Source organism: Vibrio sp. 99-70-13A1, assembly GCF_013114625.1.
Taxonomy (GTDB): domain Bacteria; phylum Pseudomonadota; class Gammaproteobacteria; order Enterobacterales; family Vibrionaceae; genus Vibrio.
Map to the genome: position 1 here is coordinate 1 of NZ_VTXD01000008.1, position 15776 is coordinate 15776.

The following is a 15776-nucleotide window of genomic DNA, read 5'->3' on the forward strand; positions in this document are numbered from 1 at the left end:
CCATCAATACTGGACACTGAGTTAAGGGAGTTGAGCAACCCATACTTGCTTGAAGTGATTTGTTAATTTCTAATTTAGCAAAGTTGTTGACACATTATTGTCCAAAAATTTGTTACACACGTCCACAATGTATGTGATCACCAAGCGATTCTGTCGTACCTTAATTACTAGGTTCTGCTTATAGCAAATTGTGGTCGCTTCTGGTGTTATGTAACTTTCTTACACTTAACTCTAGTATTTTTGTTGAAGCTGATTGAAAGGACATCTTATGGTTTCAAGTTTGGACGTGTTATTGTTTTAGGTAGTATGTAACTTGTTGAAATTCAATTAGGTGGTTGGACGCCTTATGGTTTCAGCGACATTAAAAACGCCGCTTTTATTAGCGGCGTTTTGCTATCTAAATGTTATTAAATCAAAACTTTATCTCTATCAATAACGTAATTTCCTGCTTGGTACTAAAAGTTTGTACTAAAATACGTCATCTCTCATTAAAAACGGAAACTGGTATTTTCGTTATCAAATTCCCCAACAGTTCAGATATCTTTTTGCAATCACTTGCCAGCCTTTTGGTTTCCATTATCAATTTAATAATCGTAAGTGCCGAGATACCTCCCGACTTTAAGCGATAGGTCACAATGAACAGTCAACATTCTTCGAGATTAAATACTCCAGTCAGATCATCAAAACCGACTTCAGATAGCGATTCCAATAAAAACAGAGAGTGACATTTAATGAGCTCAACAGGCGCTTAGTTTTGGTTACTGAAAACAAATGAGCTTAAAGCTTTAGTATTACTTTTCTCCGTTCAGGTTCTCCAACACCACCACTTTTTCCTCATCACTGACCTTATCAATTGCACACGCTAACTCAGCGCTCAATTCACTCCTACAAAAAAAAGTAGTTTAGTGGCACATCTAACTCTTCAGCCATACGCTCAAGCGTACCAATATCAGGTACATGCCTGCCTTTCTCGTAATGATTCATGCGAGCGCTAGCAGAACTTTGCTCCATACCAATTTTCACCCCTAAATCTTTTTGGGTTATCTTGGCTTTTTTACGCGCAGCTTTGAGCCTCGCTGGGATTGGATTGTTTTTTTGCACTTACACATCTCTTTTCAATTTTTAGATAGCTTAGATTGTCTAAGTTTTACTGATGCCTTTACACTTAGCAATCCTAAGTTGGATTTAGATTATCTGATTTGGAGGTAATCATGATACGGCTAAGTTCTTTGGGTGATTAGTGGGAGCAGGGGAACCAACAAACTCATTATTATCAAGCTGGTAGTATGACGAGCTCCATGCACTTTCTAATCCGAGGCGTTTATCTACGTAGAACTGACTTAGAGCCAGATGATTTTTAACTGGAAAAATTAAAATCTGATTTTGATGGTGATATTTATTTAAGCATCAGAGGCTTATTCCGTTGTCCTCATTAGTTTCACCTTTAAGTTGGCTTGTACAAATTTAAAATAGCGCAGTGTTTACCTGCGCTATTTTATTATTTGATTAGCGACATCGGCTAAAGATTAGTGCTGATGTTCACTTTCTGTTGTACCCGCCCAAGTAATTAAGCCAGGAGCAAAACTCAGTTGATGAGTTTTCACTGTTGGTTGTTCGCCTAACTCAACTTCTACAACAACATTGTTAGTTGGATCGGTTACGTAGACATGCTTACTACGCTTATCGTAACTGATACTAAATTTTTGACCTTCAGCTAGGGTTGGTACGGTTTCCCATACTTGAACTTCAGCGCTCTGGGTGAAGTTAGTTGATGGGTCAAATACTTTCAATTTACCCGTTGTAGACAGTACTAAGAATGCAGACTCTGTACTTGCGTAAGTTAAGTATCCTTCCTCATTCGCCTCTTTCCACGAGATTTCTTCCAATGCGCCTTGGTTAAGCTGGAATGCTTGCAGTGTGCGGCTTACGAAAAGTAACTTATCAGCATTTTTGAAGCCTAAAACCTTACCAAAGCGTGAACCTGCCTCAAGAGATGCTGGATTAACAATTTTGGTGTACTGCGGTGCAACACCAGGATCATTGATCACTACGATGCCGTCATCACAAGCGAATGCCACTTGAGTTTCAGATTGTGCACTGCCATGCAATGAAGGGCAGGTGACATTCGCAACGGTTGGTCCGTGAAAGTGATCGCCATGCAGCTCAAGTGCAGCGACCTGATTCGGCAGCCCGGCTACCACAGGATCTTCTTTAATACCTGTAAAAACATGTTCACCAAAGATCTGTGCGGTACTGTGCATTGCGTAAGTGAATGAGTAGCTTGCGATTTGGCTCGCATTTGCGATGGTCGCGTCATCCAAAATCTTCAATTCTGCGTTTAAGCCCGCTTCAGCATTACCATCGAAAAATAGTGCGGTTTGATGGTCTGCCATATCGTAGTGTGTTGGTGCAGGGCTTGTGTATGTATCGGTGAGTAGCACTGGTTCATCAGCGTGTAAGTGGAAGTGATCCCCATGTGCTTCCGCATAAACACCACTGTCTATGATTTCTACTGTGTTTTGGCTGCGTTGAAGTGCTAAAGCGTAACGACCATCCGGGCTGGTTTTTAACCCTGAAGGTGCATTAAGTAAAGCAAACTGACCAATAGTTTCAAAGTTACTGGCATTTAAAACATACACATTATTGCTGCCAGATTCGCTAATGACTATTCGGCTGACATTCTCTTCCTGGTGATCCGGTTGGGTGTCTTGTGCCCCAGCCGCATCGTTTTCGCCATCTGAACAACCACTGACAAACGCAGCAATTGATAATGTTAGTAGTGTTTTTTTTCCTACTGAATTTGAAGCAAAGTGCATATAACTTCCTTTTATAAATCTATTAAAAGTTGAATGAGAAGTATTCATTCTATGATTGACTTTGTGAGATGTTATAACATAACATTATTTGTATTCAATATTTTTGTTAGTAATAATCATTTACAATTCAGAGGTCTAGGTGAAAAAATTCTCTTTAAATGCGTTTTATGGCGCTTCTCTCCTTAGTTTAATTTCGCCATTAGCGGTAGGTGCACCTGATATTGATTTAGGTGTTGTGCTAGATGGGGCTTACCAAAGTGAAGCTCGCCAGTGGGGAATGCGTGACAAAGGTTTTGGTCTTGGGCATTCAGAAATATTGCTGAGTAGTAACATTGACCAAAACTTTCGAGGTCAATTAATCACCGTCTTAGCCACTCATGGTGGTGCGACTGAATTTGAATTAGAAGAGGCATTTATTGAAACGCTAAGTATGCCTTTAGGTTTCAAAGTGAAAGCTGGTCGATTGCTGTCAAACGTCGGCTATCTCAATAGTAAACACCTGCACGAAGATGCCTTCAGTGACCGGCCAGCTGTCTATCGCGCTGTATTTGGCAGTCATTATTTTGATGATGGTGTGCAGGTTTCTTGGTTGGCACCAACCGAAACTTTTATAGCTGCTAGTTATGAAATGTTTAGCGGTAAAGGTTGGGATGTTGGCTACAGTGATCCGGCAACGGTTGGTGTGTATACCGCAAACCTTCAAATTGGTGATGATGTTGATGAATCGAATAGTTGGCGTGTTGGGTTGAGTACTATGTACAACGCTAATGGTGAAGGATTTGTTGCCCAAGAAACGTCTGGCGGCTCACACGATCATTCATCTCATGATCACGGCGACCATAGCCACTCTCATGGACCAAGCGTAACGGGTAAATGGATCCATGGTGTGGACATGACCTGGAAGTGGGCACCTCAAGGAAACTACAAGCAAGAGAATCTTCGAGCTACGGCTGAAGCATGGCTGATTGATGACCGCTACGATGAACAAATGGAATCGATCCCGAACGCTGATGACCAAGCTTATGGTTGGTACACTGAATTAGCTTATCAGTTCTCGCCAAATTGGACCGTGAGTGGTCGATATGGAGAAATGAATGCAGTGACGGGAGATGTCCATTGGCATGTTGATCATTACCATGGTGAATTGTCACAATCAGACATTCAAGAGACAGATATTGCACTAGATTGGCACGGCTCTCATTTTGGTCGAGTACGTACTCAGATTACTCACGAGCAGTTAACCGAAAAATCTCAAACCATTTTTACTGTTCAATACATCATGTCATTCGGAGCGCACCCAGCTCATGCTTTCTAAATTCGTTATCGCAAGTGGTTTGCTCGCGACCTCATTTTTTACAAATGCAAGCTTGAACGTATTTACGTGTCAGCCCGACTGGGCGGCTTTAGTTACGGAACATGCACCAAATGCAGAAGTGTTTTCGGCCACTACCGCAATGCAAGACCCCCATTATGTTCAAGCAAGACCATCTCTGATTTCAAAGATGCGAAAAGCTGATCTAGTGGTTTGTTCAGGGGCAGAGCTTGAGATTGGTTGGCTACCAGAATTGCAACGTCAGAGTCGTAATAGCAAAGTTCAAAATGGCAAAGATGGTCTATTTTGGACAACGGATTATGTGAATATGTTAGATACTCATGATCACGTAGATCGCTCTATGGGCGATGTGCATAGCCATGGAAATCCACATGTTCAGTTTGCAGTGGCAGATATACCGAATATCTCTAAGGCGCTGGTGGAGCGTTTGGCGAAAATAGATCCAGACAACCAAGCTTTATACAAAGGAAATGGGGTTAAGTTTCGTGCAGATTGGCGCAAGCATACAGCTCGATGGCAATCTCTAGGTGATAATCTGAAGGGAATGCAGCTTGTGGGATACCACGAAACACACCGTTACTTGTTCGCATGGCTCGGCGTTGAGCAAGTGGCAGATTTAGAGCCTAAACCGGGTTTGCCACCAACAGTTGCGCATTTGAATTCATTAAGTTCAATCAGCTCCGAAGATGCTGATGGTATTGTGTATTCCAGTCACCAACCAACAGACGCCGCGAAATGGTTATCAGAGCGAACAGCCTTACCTGTAGCAGAACTAGCACAAAGCGTAGGTGGTAGGCCAAATACAGAAACACTAGCCGCATTAATCGACGATAGCATTACGCAGCTACTCAACCTTCAAAGGAAATAAATGTGGCGTATTCTTGGATGGTTGCTCCTATTTTTGTTGGCTTATTTGCTCTTTTTGCGAACATTATTCTTGGTCGACAAGTGCTAAAGCGAGGTGTGATATTTATCGACTTAGCGATGGCGCAAATTGCTGCTCTTGGGGTCTTGATCATTCAGCTATCTGTTGGGCATGCTGATGTGGCGTTCAGCTCGAAATTGTTGGCTTCTTGGGTATTAACTGTGCCTGCTGCGATTCTCTTAGGCTGCCTTGAACGTAAAGTTGACCAGCATTTAGAAGCCTTAATTGGGTTACTTTATGTGTTAGCTGCGTGCTTGGCGGTAATATTGGTCAGTCACAATCCACATGGTAAAGAGATGATATCTTCTTTACTTAATGGTCGCTTACTTTGGAGTAGCCCAAGTGACGTGCTGCCAGTTTTTTGTGTAGCTGCTGCTTTATTTGCTATTCAAGTATGGCGTGGTAGCTGGTTAACAGGTAGGGGATTTTACATACTATTTGCCATCGCCATTCCACCTTTAGTGATGAGTCTTGGTGTGTATCTAGAGTTTGCTTGCTTGATCATTCCAGCTTTGTCAGTCGCTGCCATGAAGAATCGTGTTATGTGGTTAGGTGCTATTGGAGTTGGTGTAGCAGGGGGCGTTGGCGGTTTTTATACGTCTTTGATATGGGATTTTCCCGTAGGTCCTTGTGTGGTGTTAAGTATGGCTACGGCTGGTTTGGTTTACAGTGTGGCTTTATCAGCAGCGTCTAACATGTCTCATCAGAAGTCAGTCCCCTGATTCGTTCACTTAATATTTTAATGAAAGCCGCTTTTAAAAGCGGCTTTTTGTATCTGTAACTAATCCAAGTTTATCAGAGTGAGAATCATCACACCTTGTTAAACCATTGCGTTAATCGTAAATGCTGTATGAAAAGTATTTACTTGCAATCTTTTGGTGTTGACCATTATCGATAAGTCTCTGTATTCCATCATCAATTAGGTCTTTTAATTCGTTGTCTTGTTTTCTTACAGCCACTCCGATACCGCGACCAAACCACTTTTCTTCTGTGAATTTAGGGCCTGTAAAGTGATAGCCCTTACCTTGTTCGGTTTCAAGGAAGCCTGAGTTTAGCCCCATTGAGCCACCGAAAACGGTATCAAGACGCCCGTTGAGTAGATCTGTAAATGCTTCATCGAAAGTACCATAGCGGCGAATATCGACATTCGGGTAAATTTCAGAAAGGTATTTATCACCGATTGTTGCTCTTTGAACCCCAATAGTCAGGTCATTTAAGCTGTCGTCTTTCATATCGATCTCTCTATCATTTTTCATGACAAAGCGCGTCGGAACTTTTGCGTACGGGATAGTGAAGTTAACCTTTTTCTCTCGTTCATCAGTAATCGTCATTGCTGCAATGATCGCATCATTTTTACGACTTAAAAGAGAAGGGATAATACCGTCCCAATCTGTTTTTGAAATGATGCATTTTACTCCGAGTTCGACGCACAGCGCGTTTGCTAAATCGACCTCAAACCCTTCCAATTGACCATCTTGTGTTGTCCAGCTGAATGGTGGGTAAGCCCCTTCAACAGTAAAGCGAATCTGTTTCCAATCTTTTGCGTATGTGAATACAGAAAAAATACTGACGAATGCAACTAATATCCATTTCATTTGTTATTTCCTTATTTTAATAATGGATATCGATAATTAACTATTTGTTAACATTTATCAATGAGAATGCACATTGATGTGAACTTAGGCATAGATGGGTTTGGATTCAGATGAAAGAAGTTTGCAACTTTTCTTAAAGCAGAACTGGAATATAAAAAGGAAAGATAGCTGATTGGTTGGTACTAGCTAAACGAAAGCTAGTACCAATTAACTTTTTAATTAAATAGCAGGAACTACAACGGGCGACTCTTCTTCTGAGTCTTGGTTGTCATCTATTTTATCAGAGACCCAATCAACGGCTTTTGTAAAATAGAGCTTGTTTGTTTCGCGGTCACACCAACGTTTTGAGAGTCCTCTTCTATTAAACTCACTTCCAATTGCAGCCAGTGTTTGATTGCTTGAACGTCCGTAATACAAGGTATCGCACAATTGTAAGTTTGACATAGATTGAGGGTAGACATTGACTGCTGAACTGTTCGCACTCAAAGCTTTAGATTGGTTATGAGTGCACCCAGTGAGAATTAAGAAAAAGAACAGGCTTAAGATTATTTTCATTATATTTTGGTCTGTTACCGATGAGTTGAGATAAAGGAGACTGGATAGAGATTATGGGCATGAATACGGTAGTGTTTGTCAATTTCTTGCTAAGAGGATTAATAGCAGGACTTTAGTCTCATAAAGGGAGGCTATCTAGCTTGTCTTGTAAGAACGTTTAAAGCCTTTAATCCTCGAATCATTAAAACCGAATCATTAAAACCGAATCATTAAAACCGAATCATTAAAACCGAATCATTAAAACCGAACCCTAAATAAATAGTGATGGGTACTCAATTTAAATCTGAAATGAGCAATTTTGTACAAAAGTCATGGGAGTCTATAAAGTAGACTGATAGGTCGTTTGATAATTAACAGGCTTGGGGGGATAGTTATGGACAGCAAAAAACGCTCTAAAGAAAAGGCTGAATATAAGATCACTGAAGAGCTTGGCGGTCTTGAAATCCTCAATGCGGAATACGAAAAGCAGAACTTCTCTCGCCATAGTCATGAAGGCTACACAATAGGTGTGATTGAACAAGGTGCTCAGCGCTTTTATCGAACTGGCGGTCACCATATTGCACCGCAAGATACCATTATTTTAGTGAATGCGGATGAGGTTCATAGTGGGCACTCGGCATCGGAAGGTGGTTGGGCGTATAGAGCTATGTACCCAGTGCCAGAGCAGCTAGCTAAAATATCTAAAGACCTTAATTTACCAAGCTATGGGGCGCCTTATTTCCCGAATGCCGTGGTGGAAGACCCTGAATTAGCAAATCAAATTCGCCTTGTTTTCAATACTATTGACGCTTCTGACAACCGCTTACTCAGAGAAACTCTGATGTACGAAATGTTTGTTAAGTTAATCAGTAAGCATGGTAAGTCTACTCTTACTCCAAAATTAGAAGGTAAAGTTCAGAGACAACTTTTACTGGTTAAGGAGTTTCTAGATGACTTTCCACAAGCTGATGTGTCATTAGAAGAATTATCTAACCTTGCTGCATTAAGTCCTTATCATTTGGTGCGATCTTTTCAAAAAGAGTTTGGTTTACCGCCACACGCTTACCAAATTCAAGCTCGATTACGGTTTGCACGCCAATTATTAAAGCAAGGTCATACGATTTCTGAAACAGCGCAAGAGTGCGGTTTTCACGACCAAAGCCATTTTCATCGACACTTTAAAAGAGCCAATGGATACACGCCGGGTCAGTATATAAAGATGCTTGCTTAGCTTCAGTAGAGAAAGCCAGTTAAAAAAGAAACCAGAATAGAGCAAGTTTGTACAATCGCGGCAGTAGATGCTCTCTTACATTAAAGCATGTGATGAATAATAAGAATATATGGGTTACGCAAGAATGAACAAACGCACAGAGTTACGAAAAGGGTTTATTGCGGGAATGCCTTTAAGCATCGCAGTAATACCGTGGGGGATATTAGCGGGTTCCTATGCGATTGATGCCGGGCTCAATGTATACCAAGCTCAGGCAATGTCTGGAATCTTGTTTGCAGGCTCGGCCCAATTAGTCGCAGCTGGCATGTTTAAGGCCGGTATTGGGCTTGGCACTATGCTGTTAACCACTCTATTTATCACATCAAGGCATTTCCTCTACAGTATTTCAATGCGAGATAAGATCAGCCATTTACCTGCCCGTTGGCGCTTGTTATTGGGTTTTTGGTTAACGGACGAGTTATTCGCTATTTGTAATGGGCAGTCTCAGCAAGAATTCAATCGTTGGTATGCAGCCGGGGTTGGTGGCGGTTTTTATCTTATTTGGAACATTGCCAGTTTTGTTGGAATTATAGCTGGCAGCCAAATCCCTTCATTAAATGAAATTGGTCTAGATTTCGCCGTAGCGTCAACGTTTATCGCGCTGGTGTTCCCTCTAATTAAAACGCTACCTGTGGTGGTGTGCGTGGTAGTTTCTTTGGTTTTCTCGGTATTTCTAACGGTTAATCAAGTAGAAGGAGCGTTAATGATCGCTTCCATTTCGGGAATGGTAGCTGGGTTTATTAGTGAATCTTATGTCCAACGTGGGCATTCCAAAAGCATGACTGCCGAAGGAGAACAATTATGATTTGGTTATCCATCTTACTAATGACCGCTATTGTGTTTGCTAGCCGCTACATTTTTTTGGAACCTGCAATTCCACTAAGGCTTAATAATACTACGCGCCGTTTCCTTCGTTATTCAAGCCCTGCGGTATTAACCGCAATTTGGGGACCTATTGTATTTGCACCGGAACAAGAATTTTTCCCAAGTTTGGAGAACCCGTATTTGATTGGTGCCTTGGTCACGGGGTTACTAATTTGGAAGACGGGTAATGTATTACTGACGATAGGAGTTGGGATGGGAGTTTTTCTGTTTTACAACTTAGTTGCTATTGACCTCTTATTTAAGTAAGCCAATGTCTTGCCTGCGCATATAAATAATCCCTCATACGAGGGATTATTTACAGAATTTTACTTATAAAGTTTACACCTGCTCTAGCTTAAGCCTTACAGTAAACACGAGCCTCACGAGGTGTGTAGATACCGAAAGTAACCGTAGCAAGTAAACCATTAACGAATGTTTCTTGAACTTCTACTTTCGCTACTTTATCGATGCCACCACATACTTTCGCTGCGTCGATTTGTTTCTTTTGAGCAAGACCATTAATAAAGAAGTGGTGAGATTGCTCCGTCGTTACTTCAGTTTCTTGCGGTGCCATTACGAACGTTTGTTGTGCACAACCAGTAGCAACTAATGATAGGGCAGTAATAAGAATTAACTTTTTCATGGTATCTCCAAATAATATTCAATGATTTGGTCAGGAGTAACAAAGGTGTGCATCATGAAAAATGTTCTCGTGCATCTCCTAACCGATGTCGCATATTATTCCAGAGCTTTCATTCGGTTACTGTATAGGTTTGTCAGGCTATTCATTACATAACGGTAAAGTCATAATAAAAAGCGCACCATGCAATTTGGTACTACGTTCGATATTTATGGAGCCATTGTGCTGTTCGCAAATCTTTTTAACGATAGATAGCCCTAAGCCATGCCCACTTTTTGCCTTGTTTCGTGCTTTATTGCCGACATAGAAGGGTTCAAATAGATGAGCTTGATGTTCATCTTCAACACCGGGACCATCATCATGAATAGCAATCTGAAATTGATCATCGTGAGTGGTTAGTTCAATAAGAATTTGTGTTTCAGCATACTTAAAAGCGTTTCGCACTAAGTTATCTAGTGCGCGGCTTAGCAGCTTTTTGTCAGCTTCAAAAAATAGTGTTGAAGTACCGAGGTTTTGGGGAGGAGCAAAATGTATATCAAGCTTGGTTTCTTTGCTCCAGCGTTTGATTGCTTTATCAAAGAAGTCTGTGGGCTCTAGTTTCTCATACATTAACTCAAGGCAACTATTGTCGAGTTTTGCGTAATATAAAAGCTCATCGACCATTTGCTCCATTTCTTCTGTGTCTTCCACAATGCTTGCAATGGTGGCAAGTTGCTCATTCGACAGTGGGGTATCTTTTAATAATTCAGCTTGCCATTGGATGCGAAAAACAGGAGTGCGAAGCTCATGGGCGACGGCGTTAGTTAAAGAACGGTTACTTTCAATAAGATGAAAAATTCTGTCTGCCATAATGTTGAATGATTTGTTCAACGTACCAATTGAGCTTCCTCCTGAAGTATCAGCACGGGAAGATAAATCGCCTTCGGCAAAGCGTAAGGTTGCCTGTTCTAACTTATTGACTCGTCGGAAAATAATCAATAAATGACCTAAGCTGTACACAATAAAACTAGAGATGAAGAAAACCCAAAGTAACTTATCTTCGAGTTCAATTTTTTCACGAACTAAAGACTGATCATCAGGGTAGTAATGATAAATATGGTCGCTACCAGATAATCGAAACCATAGATCTCTATTGTCATCATGGAAGGTGTGTAAAGTAGGATTCTTTGCAAAAAAATCAGTCGCTAAATCAGGGATAGTATCACTTGGCTCGAAAACGGTTAGAACAAGCCTAGTGGTATTCGCGAACTCATTTATGGCTTTCTGAGCTGCATCTAACCCCTGATTTTTGGCAATATTATCTAATAGTTGTTGATGAGCGACCGCTTCATAATCTTGCAGTACGTATTCATAATCAGTATTGAGTTGGTAAACGCAGATTTCATAAGTGACCACCCCCGTTAAAAAACAAGCGATTAAGCCAAGTATGGATTCCAGATAAATACGTCGCATTAGCGTTCTCTTTTTATACGCTCAATTTGAGCGTCGTTAATTCCAAGCCGTTGAAACAAACAAGTAGCCTTTTCCTCTGATTGTTTGCACTTTTTCTGCTGAAGCATTGTCGTCACCAAGCAGTTTTCTTAATTTGACCACTTTGTTATCGATAGTTCGGTCTATGCCATCGTACTCGATACCTCGTAATGCTTGGGTAAGGTAATCACGGGATAAAGGTTCATCTGGGTTGCTTGCCAGTAACCAAAGCAAGTCGAATTCACTATCAGTTAGTGGCAGTAATTCACCAGCAAACTCACATTTCTTGTACTTGTTTTTAAGGACAAGCTTTCCAAAGTTAATGTGGTCTGAGTCTTCAATCGAAGTTGCAGAATTGTCTTGGCGACGAAGCAAAGACCGAACTCGGGCAAGCAAAACACGAGGCTTAATCGGTTTAGTGACATAGTCGTCTGCACCTGTTTCAAGCCCAGCAACGTGGTCAAAGTCATCGTCGCTTGCCGTTAGCATTAAAATCTTACCTTGATAGAGAGAACGTGTCTGTCGGCAGATTGTCAGCCCATCGGTTACAGGAAGCATCAAATCAAGTAGAACAATATCTGGTTGCTCATTGATGATCGTTTGTGCAGCGTTACTGCCATCATCTAAGGCTGTAACATTGAAGTTTTGCGTAATGAAGTAATCTTTCAGCATCTGCTGAAGCTTTAAGTCGTCTTCAATGATAAGCATCGTTGGGTGAGTCATTCAGTATCTGCCTTGTAGTACTTATACTTCGTAGTTCTTTAGTTAAGAACGCCTTTAATGGTTTGTATTCTAACGGGGTAAACGACATTTCCATACATAACCAAGACAGTAAATTACACTTTTAACTCATAAAATCCTCCCATAATCAAAACTGGGACAAACATATGAAATCTTATCGTACTCTTTTACTGGCTACTCCTCTTATTATCCTGGTTGGATGTAATTCAGGCTCACCAAGTAGTGCATCAAAAACGAAGCCAGCGGTTGTAGATAAACCTTTAGCTAATTACAAATTCACTGAAGAAGCTAAAAGAGAGGCTGTGGAAGAGCGCCAAGAAATCCTTGAAGCAATGCGTTTGTCTTATAATGGAACAATGTATTCAAACATGAAATTCGCTGAAGCGCTAGGTGGAGCGACACTCATTAAACTGTCGGACAATAAAGGTAAAAGTGTCGACCTTTACCTACAAAGTGCAGAGGATTCTGAGCCTTGTGTTATTTATCAAAACGCAGATGACTTTGATACCTTCCCCTGCAGTCAGTCTGTTCGTTCTGTTTCAAATGAAACCACAGTGGTCAGCACTACATCGGCAATGAAGCGACCGGTTCAGGTGGAGTTCTATACTGAAGCTGAAGAACATATCGGTAGCATAGGTTCAACTATACTGACCCCACAAATGAAAGATAACCAAGTCAATATCCAAACTTCATTTGCGTTCAATGATTTTTACAAAGATATTCTTGGAGATGATGGTAAAGGCGACAGAATTAACTCAACCTTGGGTTATACAACTTACTTGCAGCTTGATGAAATTGTAAAAGCGAACCAAGGAACCAATATGGAAGTGCGATTTAATAATCATATTGGAGGAAGTGCTGACGATGACATTAATATGTATACCGGACTTTTGATCAAAGATAACGATATGGATACGGTTGTCACAGCAACGGGTTCTGTTTTCTCTGGTGGTACCGACTTATTTGCAGCAGGTAAACAGCGTACTTTGATCCGTTCAAATACAGCAACAGCGATTGAGAAAAATGAACAAATAGGGGTTCATAGTTGGGGGCAGGGAGATAAGACGGCGAAAGACTTCCCATATACCGATGAAAGCCACCGCAAACAGGCGACCTATTTCAAAAAAATGATGGGTGATAAAGGTATCGACTTTTACTTGTTTACTTTGGATTCTGCACCTGCAAGCGGAGCACATTGGGTAACTAAGGCTGATTCTGATAAATATGGCTTTATTACCCAAATAAAATAACAACGCCCATTTAGCCAATTATTTTACTCGAAGTACGTACAAAAACACACTTAATAACGGCAGGTTGTTGCGAATTTTTCCGTAATAATCTGCCTATCCTCATTTGTAAAATCCCCCTCTCAATGTCTACAAAAACGCCTAAATTGGTTTGCTGTTTTTGCCAGTTTATACGTCATTTTTTTGCCTTACTATTTGCACAATTACTTGATGCGTTTCACTCAAAATTAGGAGTGTATACATCGACTCAAATTTTTCTTTTTTGAATGTTTTTTCGTGATTTTTTATAAACGAAAATCAGTGAAATAAGATTTTTTAAGTGCTCATTCAATAAAAAGATTAGAGATCTAATTAAATTATTTAGGTCCGAATTGCTATATTTTTGTGATTTAAGTCTCAATTTTAAGCTTAATTTACAGGTATTTTTGATTTTAGAGAGAGGTTCTGTGCCTAATAACGGCGAAATTTGCTTAGAGTACAAAGGAAATGTATTTACACATGATCACATCAGTACCTTGGATGATGTATCCCGATATAGAGCAAGATCCTGAAGAAAGTTGGATCTTTTCTGAGCCATCAGCAGAAGATGGTGATGACGTTTTCAGCCTCATTGCAGCATGCCCCCCTCTTGATGTTAATTCATCATATTGCAACTTCCTCCAGTCATCACATTTTAGCCGAACTTGTATCATCGCGAGATCGAACGGTGAAATCGCCGGTTTTATTTCTGGTTACCGAAAGCCAGACGATCCAAATACTTTATTCGTATGGCAAGTTGCAGTTTCTCCCCGTTTTCGAGGCAAAGGCTTAGCTTTTAAAATGCTCAGTGAATTACTCAATCGAGATCTTCTTAATACTGTTACGGCTGTTGAAACGACAATAACGGAAGACAATGCTGCCTCTTGGGCACTCTTCAAAAAGTTGGATGCACAGAATGATCAGCAGGGTGTAGTCAGTACATTTCTAGACGAAAAAACACATTTTAAAGGGAAGCACGATACGGAATATTTGTATCGCATCCCGTTAAACAATTCTAAAAAATAGGATACCAAACGGTCTCATCATGGATATTTTTAACAAGCAAGAATCAAAAGTACGTTCTTACTCAAATAGCTTCCCTGTCATTTTTACAAAAGCGAAAGGTTGCTGGCTAGAAACAGACAAAGGCGAACGTTACCTAGATTTTCTTGCTGGTGCAGGATCACTGAATTACGGACACAATAACCCTGAGTTGAAGCAGTCACTGCTGGACTACATTGAGATGGATGGCATTACTCACGGTCTAGACATGCATTCATCGGCGAAGGCTGGTTTCTTAACCGCGCTTCAACGTGACATTCTTCAGCCTAGAGGCTTGGACTATAAGGTTCAATTCACTGGTCCTACGGGAACCAACGCCGTAGAAGCAGCACTTAAGCTTGCTCGAAAAGTAAAAGGCCGCAGTTCAATTGTGGCGTTTACCAATGGTTTCCATGGTTGTACTGCTGGAGCATTAGCGGCTACTGGTAACCAACACCATCGTCAAGGCGCTGGTATGAGCTTAAACCAAGTGACGCGCATTCCATTTGAAGGTTATGCCGACATTGATGGTCTGAAATTATTTGAAACTATGCTTTCAGATAACTCAGCAGGAATGGATAAGCCAGCTGCTGTTCTACTTGAAACAGTGCAAGGTGAGGGCGGGCTGAACGTTGCGTCTAATGAGTGGTTACAGCGCCTAGATAAAATCTGTAAAGCGCATGATATTTTAATGATTGTCGATGACATTCAAGCTGGATGTGGTCGTACAGGCACATTCTTCAGTTTTGAACCATCAGGTATCAAACCCGATATGGTGACTTTGTCTAAGTCTATCGGTGGTTATGGCCTACCTATGGCCGTCGTTTTACTTGCCCCTGAACTGGATATTTGGAAAGCCGGTGAGCATAACGGTACTTTTCGTGGAAATAACCATGCATTCGTTACCGCTGCTAAAGCGATTGAACTGTACTGGTCTGATAATAAATTTGAAGCGCATATTGCTGCATGTTCATCGAAAATATCTGAAGTTATTCAGCGCAATGTAAAACGTCATCCTGATCTTTTTGCACAGCAGAAAGGTCGTGGAATGATGATCGGAATTGAATGTAATGACAGCGAGTATGCAAGTGCAATCGCGAAGACGTGTTTTGAAAATGGCATGATTATCGAAACGGCTGGGCCAAATGATGAAGTCGTGAAGTTTTTCTGCCCACTGACTATTACAGAATCTGAGCTAGAGCAAGGCTTGAGTATTTTTGAAAACGCAGTAGAGCTAGTAGTAGCGAAGCACTTTAAAAAAGCATCTTAAGAAGGATTAAAA

15 protein-coding genes and 1 pseudogene are annotated in these 15776 nt (G+C 40.9%); 9 read left to right on the forward strand and 7 right to left on the reverse strand.

Annotated elements, in window-relative coordinates:
- Positions 1-791 precede the first annotated feature (791 nt).
- Positions 792-1101 (reverse strand): annotated as a pseudogene (locus tag F0226_RS07635) (helix-turn-helix transcriptional regulator).
- Between the two features lie 425 nt (positions 1102-1526).
- The gene (locus F0226_RS07640) at positions 1527-2816 is read right to left on the reverse strand and encodes a hypothetical protein (RefSeq protein ID WP_171735087.1); all 1290 of its coding nucleotides are present in this window, start codon (positions 2814-2816) and stop codon (positions 1527-1529) included.
- A 139-nt stretch (positions 2817-2955) separates the two neighbouring features.
- On the opposite strand from F0226_RS07640, the gene F0226_RS07645 reads away from it, so the two are divergent.
- From F0226_RS07645 to F0226_RS07655, 3 genes are read left to right on the forward strand one after another with little or no spacing between them, the layout of a single operon-like run.
- Positions 2956-4131: a TonB-dependent receptor gene (locus F0226_RS07645; RefSeq protein WP_171735088.1), complete on the forward strand. Its 1176-nt coding sequence runs from the start codon at positions 2956-2958 to the stop codon at positions 4129-4131.
- Positions 4121-5017, forward strand: coding sequence for a zinc ABC transporter substrate-binding protein (locus F0226_RS07650; protein WP_171735089.1), 897 nt, complete (start codon positions 4121-4123; stop codon positions 5015-5017). The genes F0226_RS07645 and F0226_RS07650 overlap by 11 nt, the downstream gene beginning before the upstream one ends.
- Before the next feature lie 2 nt (positions 5018-5019).
- On the forward strand, positions 5020-5796 hold the full coding sequence (locus F0226_RS07655; RefSeq protein WP_171735090.1) for a metal ABC transporter permease: 777 nt from the start codon (positions 5020-5022) through the stop codon (positions 5794-5796).
- A 111-nt stretch (positions 5797-5907) separates the two neighbouring features.
- On the opposite strand, the gene F0226_RS07660 is transcribed toward F0226_RS07655, so the two are convergent.
- Both F0226_RS07660 and F0226_RS07665 read right to left on the reverse strand, forming a co-directional pair.
- A complete protein-coding gene (locus tag F0226_RS07660) occupies positions 5908-6669 on the reverse strand; it encodes a transporter substrate-binding domain-containing protein (protein ID WP_171735091.1) in 762 nt (253 codons plus the stop codon).
- A 219-nt stretch (positions 6670-6888) separates the two neighbouring features.
- The gene (locus tag F0226_RS07665; RefSeq protein ID WP_171735092.1) at positions 6889-7224 is read right to left on the reverse strand and encodes a hypothetical protein; all 336 of its coding nucleotides are present in this window, start codon (positions 7222-7224) and stop codon (positions 6889-6891) included.
- Between the two features lie 373 nt (positions 7225-7597).
- On the opposite strand from F0226_RS07665, the gene F0226_RS07670 reads away from it, so the two are divergent.
- The 3 genes from F0226_RS07670 (at position 7598) to F0226_RS07680 (ending at position 9604) form a co-directional block, all read left to right on the forward strand.
- Positions 7598-8434, forward strand: a complete 837-nt coding sequence (locus F0226_RS07670; RefSeq protein WP_171735093.1) for an AraC family transcriptional regulator — start codon at positions 7598-7600, stop codon at positions 8432-8434.
- 124 nt (positions 8435-8558) lie between these two features.
- Positions 8559-9278 carry an AzlC family ABC transporter permease gene (locus F0226_RS07675; protein WP_171735094.1) on the forward strand — a complete coding sequence of 240 codons (720 nt, stop codon included), beginning with the start codon at positions 8559-8561 and terminating at the stop codon, positions 9276-9278.
- Positions 9275-9604: an AzlD domain-containing protein gene (locus F0226_RS07680; protein ID WP_171735095.1), complete on the forward strand. Its 330-nt coding sequence runs from the start codon at positions 9275-9277 to the stop codon at positions 9602-9604. Before F0226_RS07675 ends, F0226_RS07680 begins: the two co-directional genes overlap by 4 nt.
- Positions 9605-9692: 88 nt before the next feature.
- On the opposite strand, the gene F0226_RS07685 is transcribed toward F0226_RS07680, so the two are convergent.
- The 3 genes from F0226_RS07685 to F0226_RS07695 form a co-directional block, all read right to left on the reverse strand.
- Positions 9693-9980: a Bor family protein gene (locus F0226_RS07685; protein WP_137372883.1), complete on the reverse strand. Its 288-nt coding sequence runs from the start codon at positions 9978-9980 to the stop codon at positions 9693-9695.
- Positions 9981-10118: 138 nt separating this feature from the next.
- Positions 10119-11429, reverse strand: a complete 1311-nt coding sequence (locus F0226_RS07690; RefSeq protein WP_171735096.1) for an ATP-binding protein — start codon at positions 11427-11429, stop codon at positions 10119-10121.
- A 36-nt stretch (positions 11430-11465) separates the two neighbouring features.
- Positions 11466-12170, reverse strand: a complete 705-nt coding sequence (locus F0226_RS07695; protein ID WP_171735097.1) for a response regulator transcription factor — start codon at positions 12168-12170, stop codon at positions 11466-11468.
- 164 nt (positions 12171-12334) lie between these two features.
- Here F0226_RS07695 and F0226_RS07700 point away from each other — a divergent pair, with 164 nt between their 5' ends.
- The 3 genes from F0226_RS07700 to ectB all read left to right on the forward strand — a co-directional run bounded on the left by F0226_RS07700 (position 12335) and on the right by ectB (position 15764).
- Positions 12335-13438 (forward strand): alpha/beta hydrolase, encoded by a 1104-nt coding sequence (locus tag F0226_RS07700; RefSeq protein ID WP_171735098.1) that lies wholly within the window; start codon positions 12335-12337, stop codon positions 13436-13438.
- A gap of 495 nt (positions 13439-13933) precedes the next feature.
- Complete coding sequence (gene ectA / locus F0226_RS07705; RefSeq protein WP_171735099.1) at positions 13934-14479, forward strand: diaminobutyrate acetyltransferase; 546 nt, start codon at positions 13934-13936, stop codon at positions 14477-14479.
- 19 nt (positions 14480-14498) lie between these two features.
- Positions 14499-15764 (forward strand): diaminobutyrate--2-oxoglutarate transaminase, encoded by a 1266-nt coding sequence (gene ectB, locus F0226_RS07710; protein ID WP_171735100.1) that lies wholly within the window; start codon positions 14499-14501, stop codon positions 15762-15764.
- The last annotated feature ends 12 nt before the right edge of the window (positions 15765-15776 follow it).

What these genes read in the sequence shown, in the direction of transcription:
- F0226_RS07640 (WP_171735087.1), bottom strand. Translation starts at nt 2,816, where the DNA reads ATGCACTTTGCTTCAAATTCAGTAGGAAAAAAAACACTACTAACATTA.
- F0226_RS07650 (WP_171735089.1), top strand. Translation starts at nt 4,121, where the DNA reads ATGCTTTCTAAATTCGTTATCGCAAGTGGTTTGCTCGCGACCTCATTT.
- F0226_RS07660 (WP_171735091.1), bottom strand. Translation starts at nt 6,669, where the DNA reads ATGAAATGGATATTAGTTGCATTCGTCAGTATTTTTTCTGTATTCACA.
- F0226_RS07665 (WP_171735092.1), bottom strand. Translation starts at nt 7,224, where the DNA reads ATGAAAATAATCTTAAGCCTGTTCTTTTTCTTAATTCTCACTGGGTGC.
- F0226_RS07670 (WP_171735093.1), top strand. Translation starts at nt 7,598, where the DNA reads ATGGACAGCAAAAAACGCTCTAAAGAAAAGGCTGAATATAAGATCACT.
- F0226_RS07675 (WP_171735094.1), top strand. Translation starts at nt 8,559, where the DNA reads ATGAACAAACGCACAGAGTTACGAAAAGGGTTTATTGCGGGAATGCCT.
- F0226_RS07680 (WP_171735095.1), top strand. Translation starts at nt 9,275, where the DNA reads ATGATTTGGTTATCCATCTTACTAATGACCGCTATTGTGTTTGCTAGC.
- F0226_RS07685 (WP_137372883.1), bottom strand. Translation starts at nt 9,980, where the DNA reads ATGAAAAAGTTAATTCTTATTACTGCCCTATCATTAGTTGCTACTGGT.
- F0226_RS07690 (WP_171735096.1), bottom strand. Translation starts at nt 11,429, where the DNA reads ATGCGACGTATTTATCTGGAATCCATACTTGGCTTAATCGCTTGTTTT.
- F0226_RS07695 (WP_171735097.1), bottom strand. Translation starts at nt 12,170, where the DNA reads ATGACTCACCCAACGATGCTTATCATTGAAGACGACTTAAAGCTTCAG.
- F0226_RS07700 (WP_171735098.1), top strand. Translation starts at nt 12,335, where the DNA reads ATGAAATCTTATCGTACTCTTTTACTGGCTACTCCTCTTATTATCCTG.
- ectA (WP_171735099.1), top strand. Translation starts at nt 13,934, where the DNA reads ATGATCACATCAGTACCTTGGATGATGTATCCCGATATAGAGCAAGAT.
- ectB (WP_171735100.1), top strand. Translation starts at nt 14,499, where the DNA reads ATGGATATTTTTAACAAGCAAGAATCAAAAGTACGTTCTTACTCAAAT.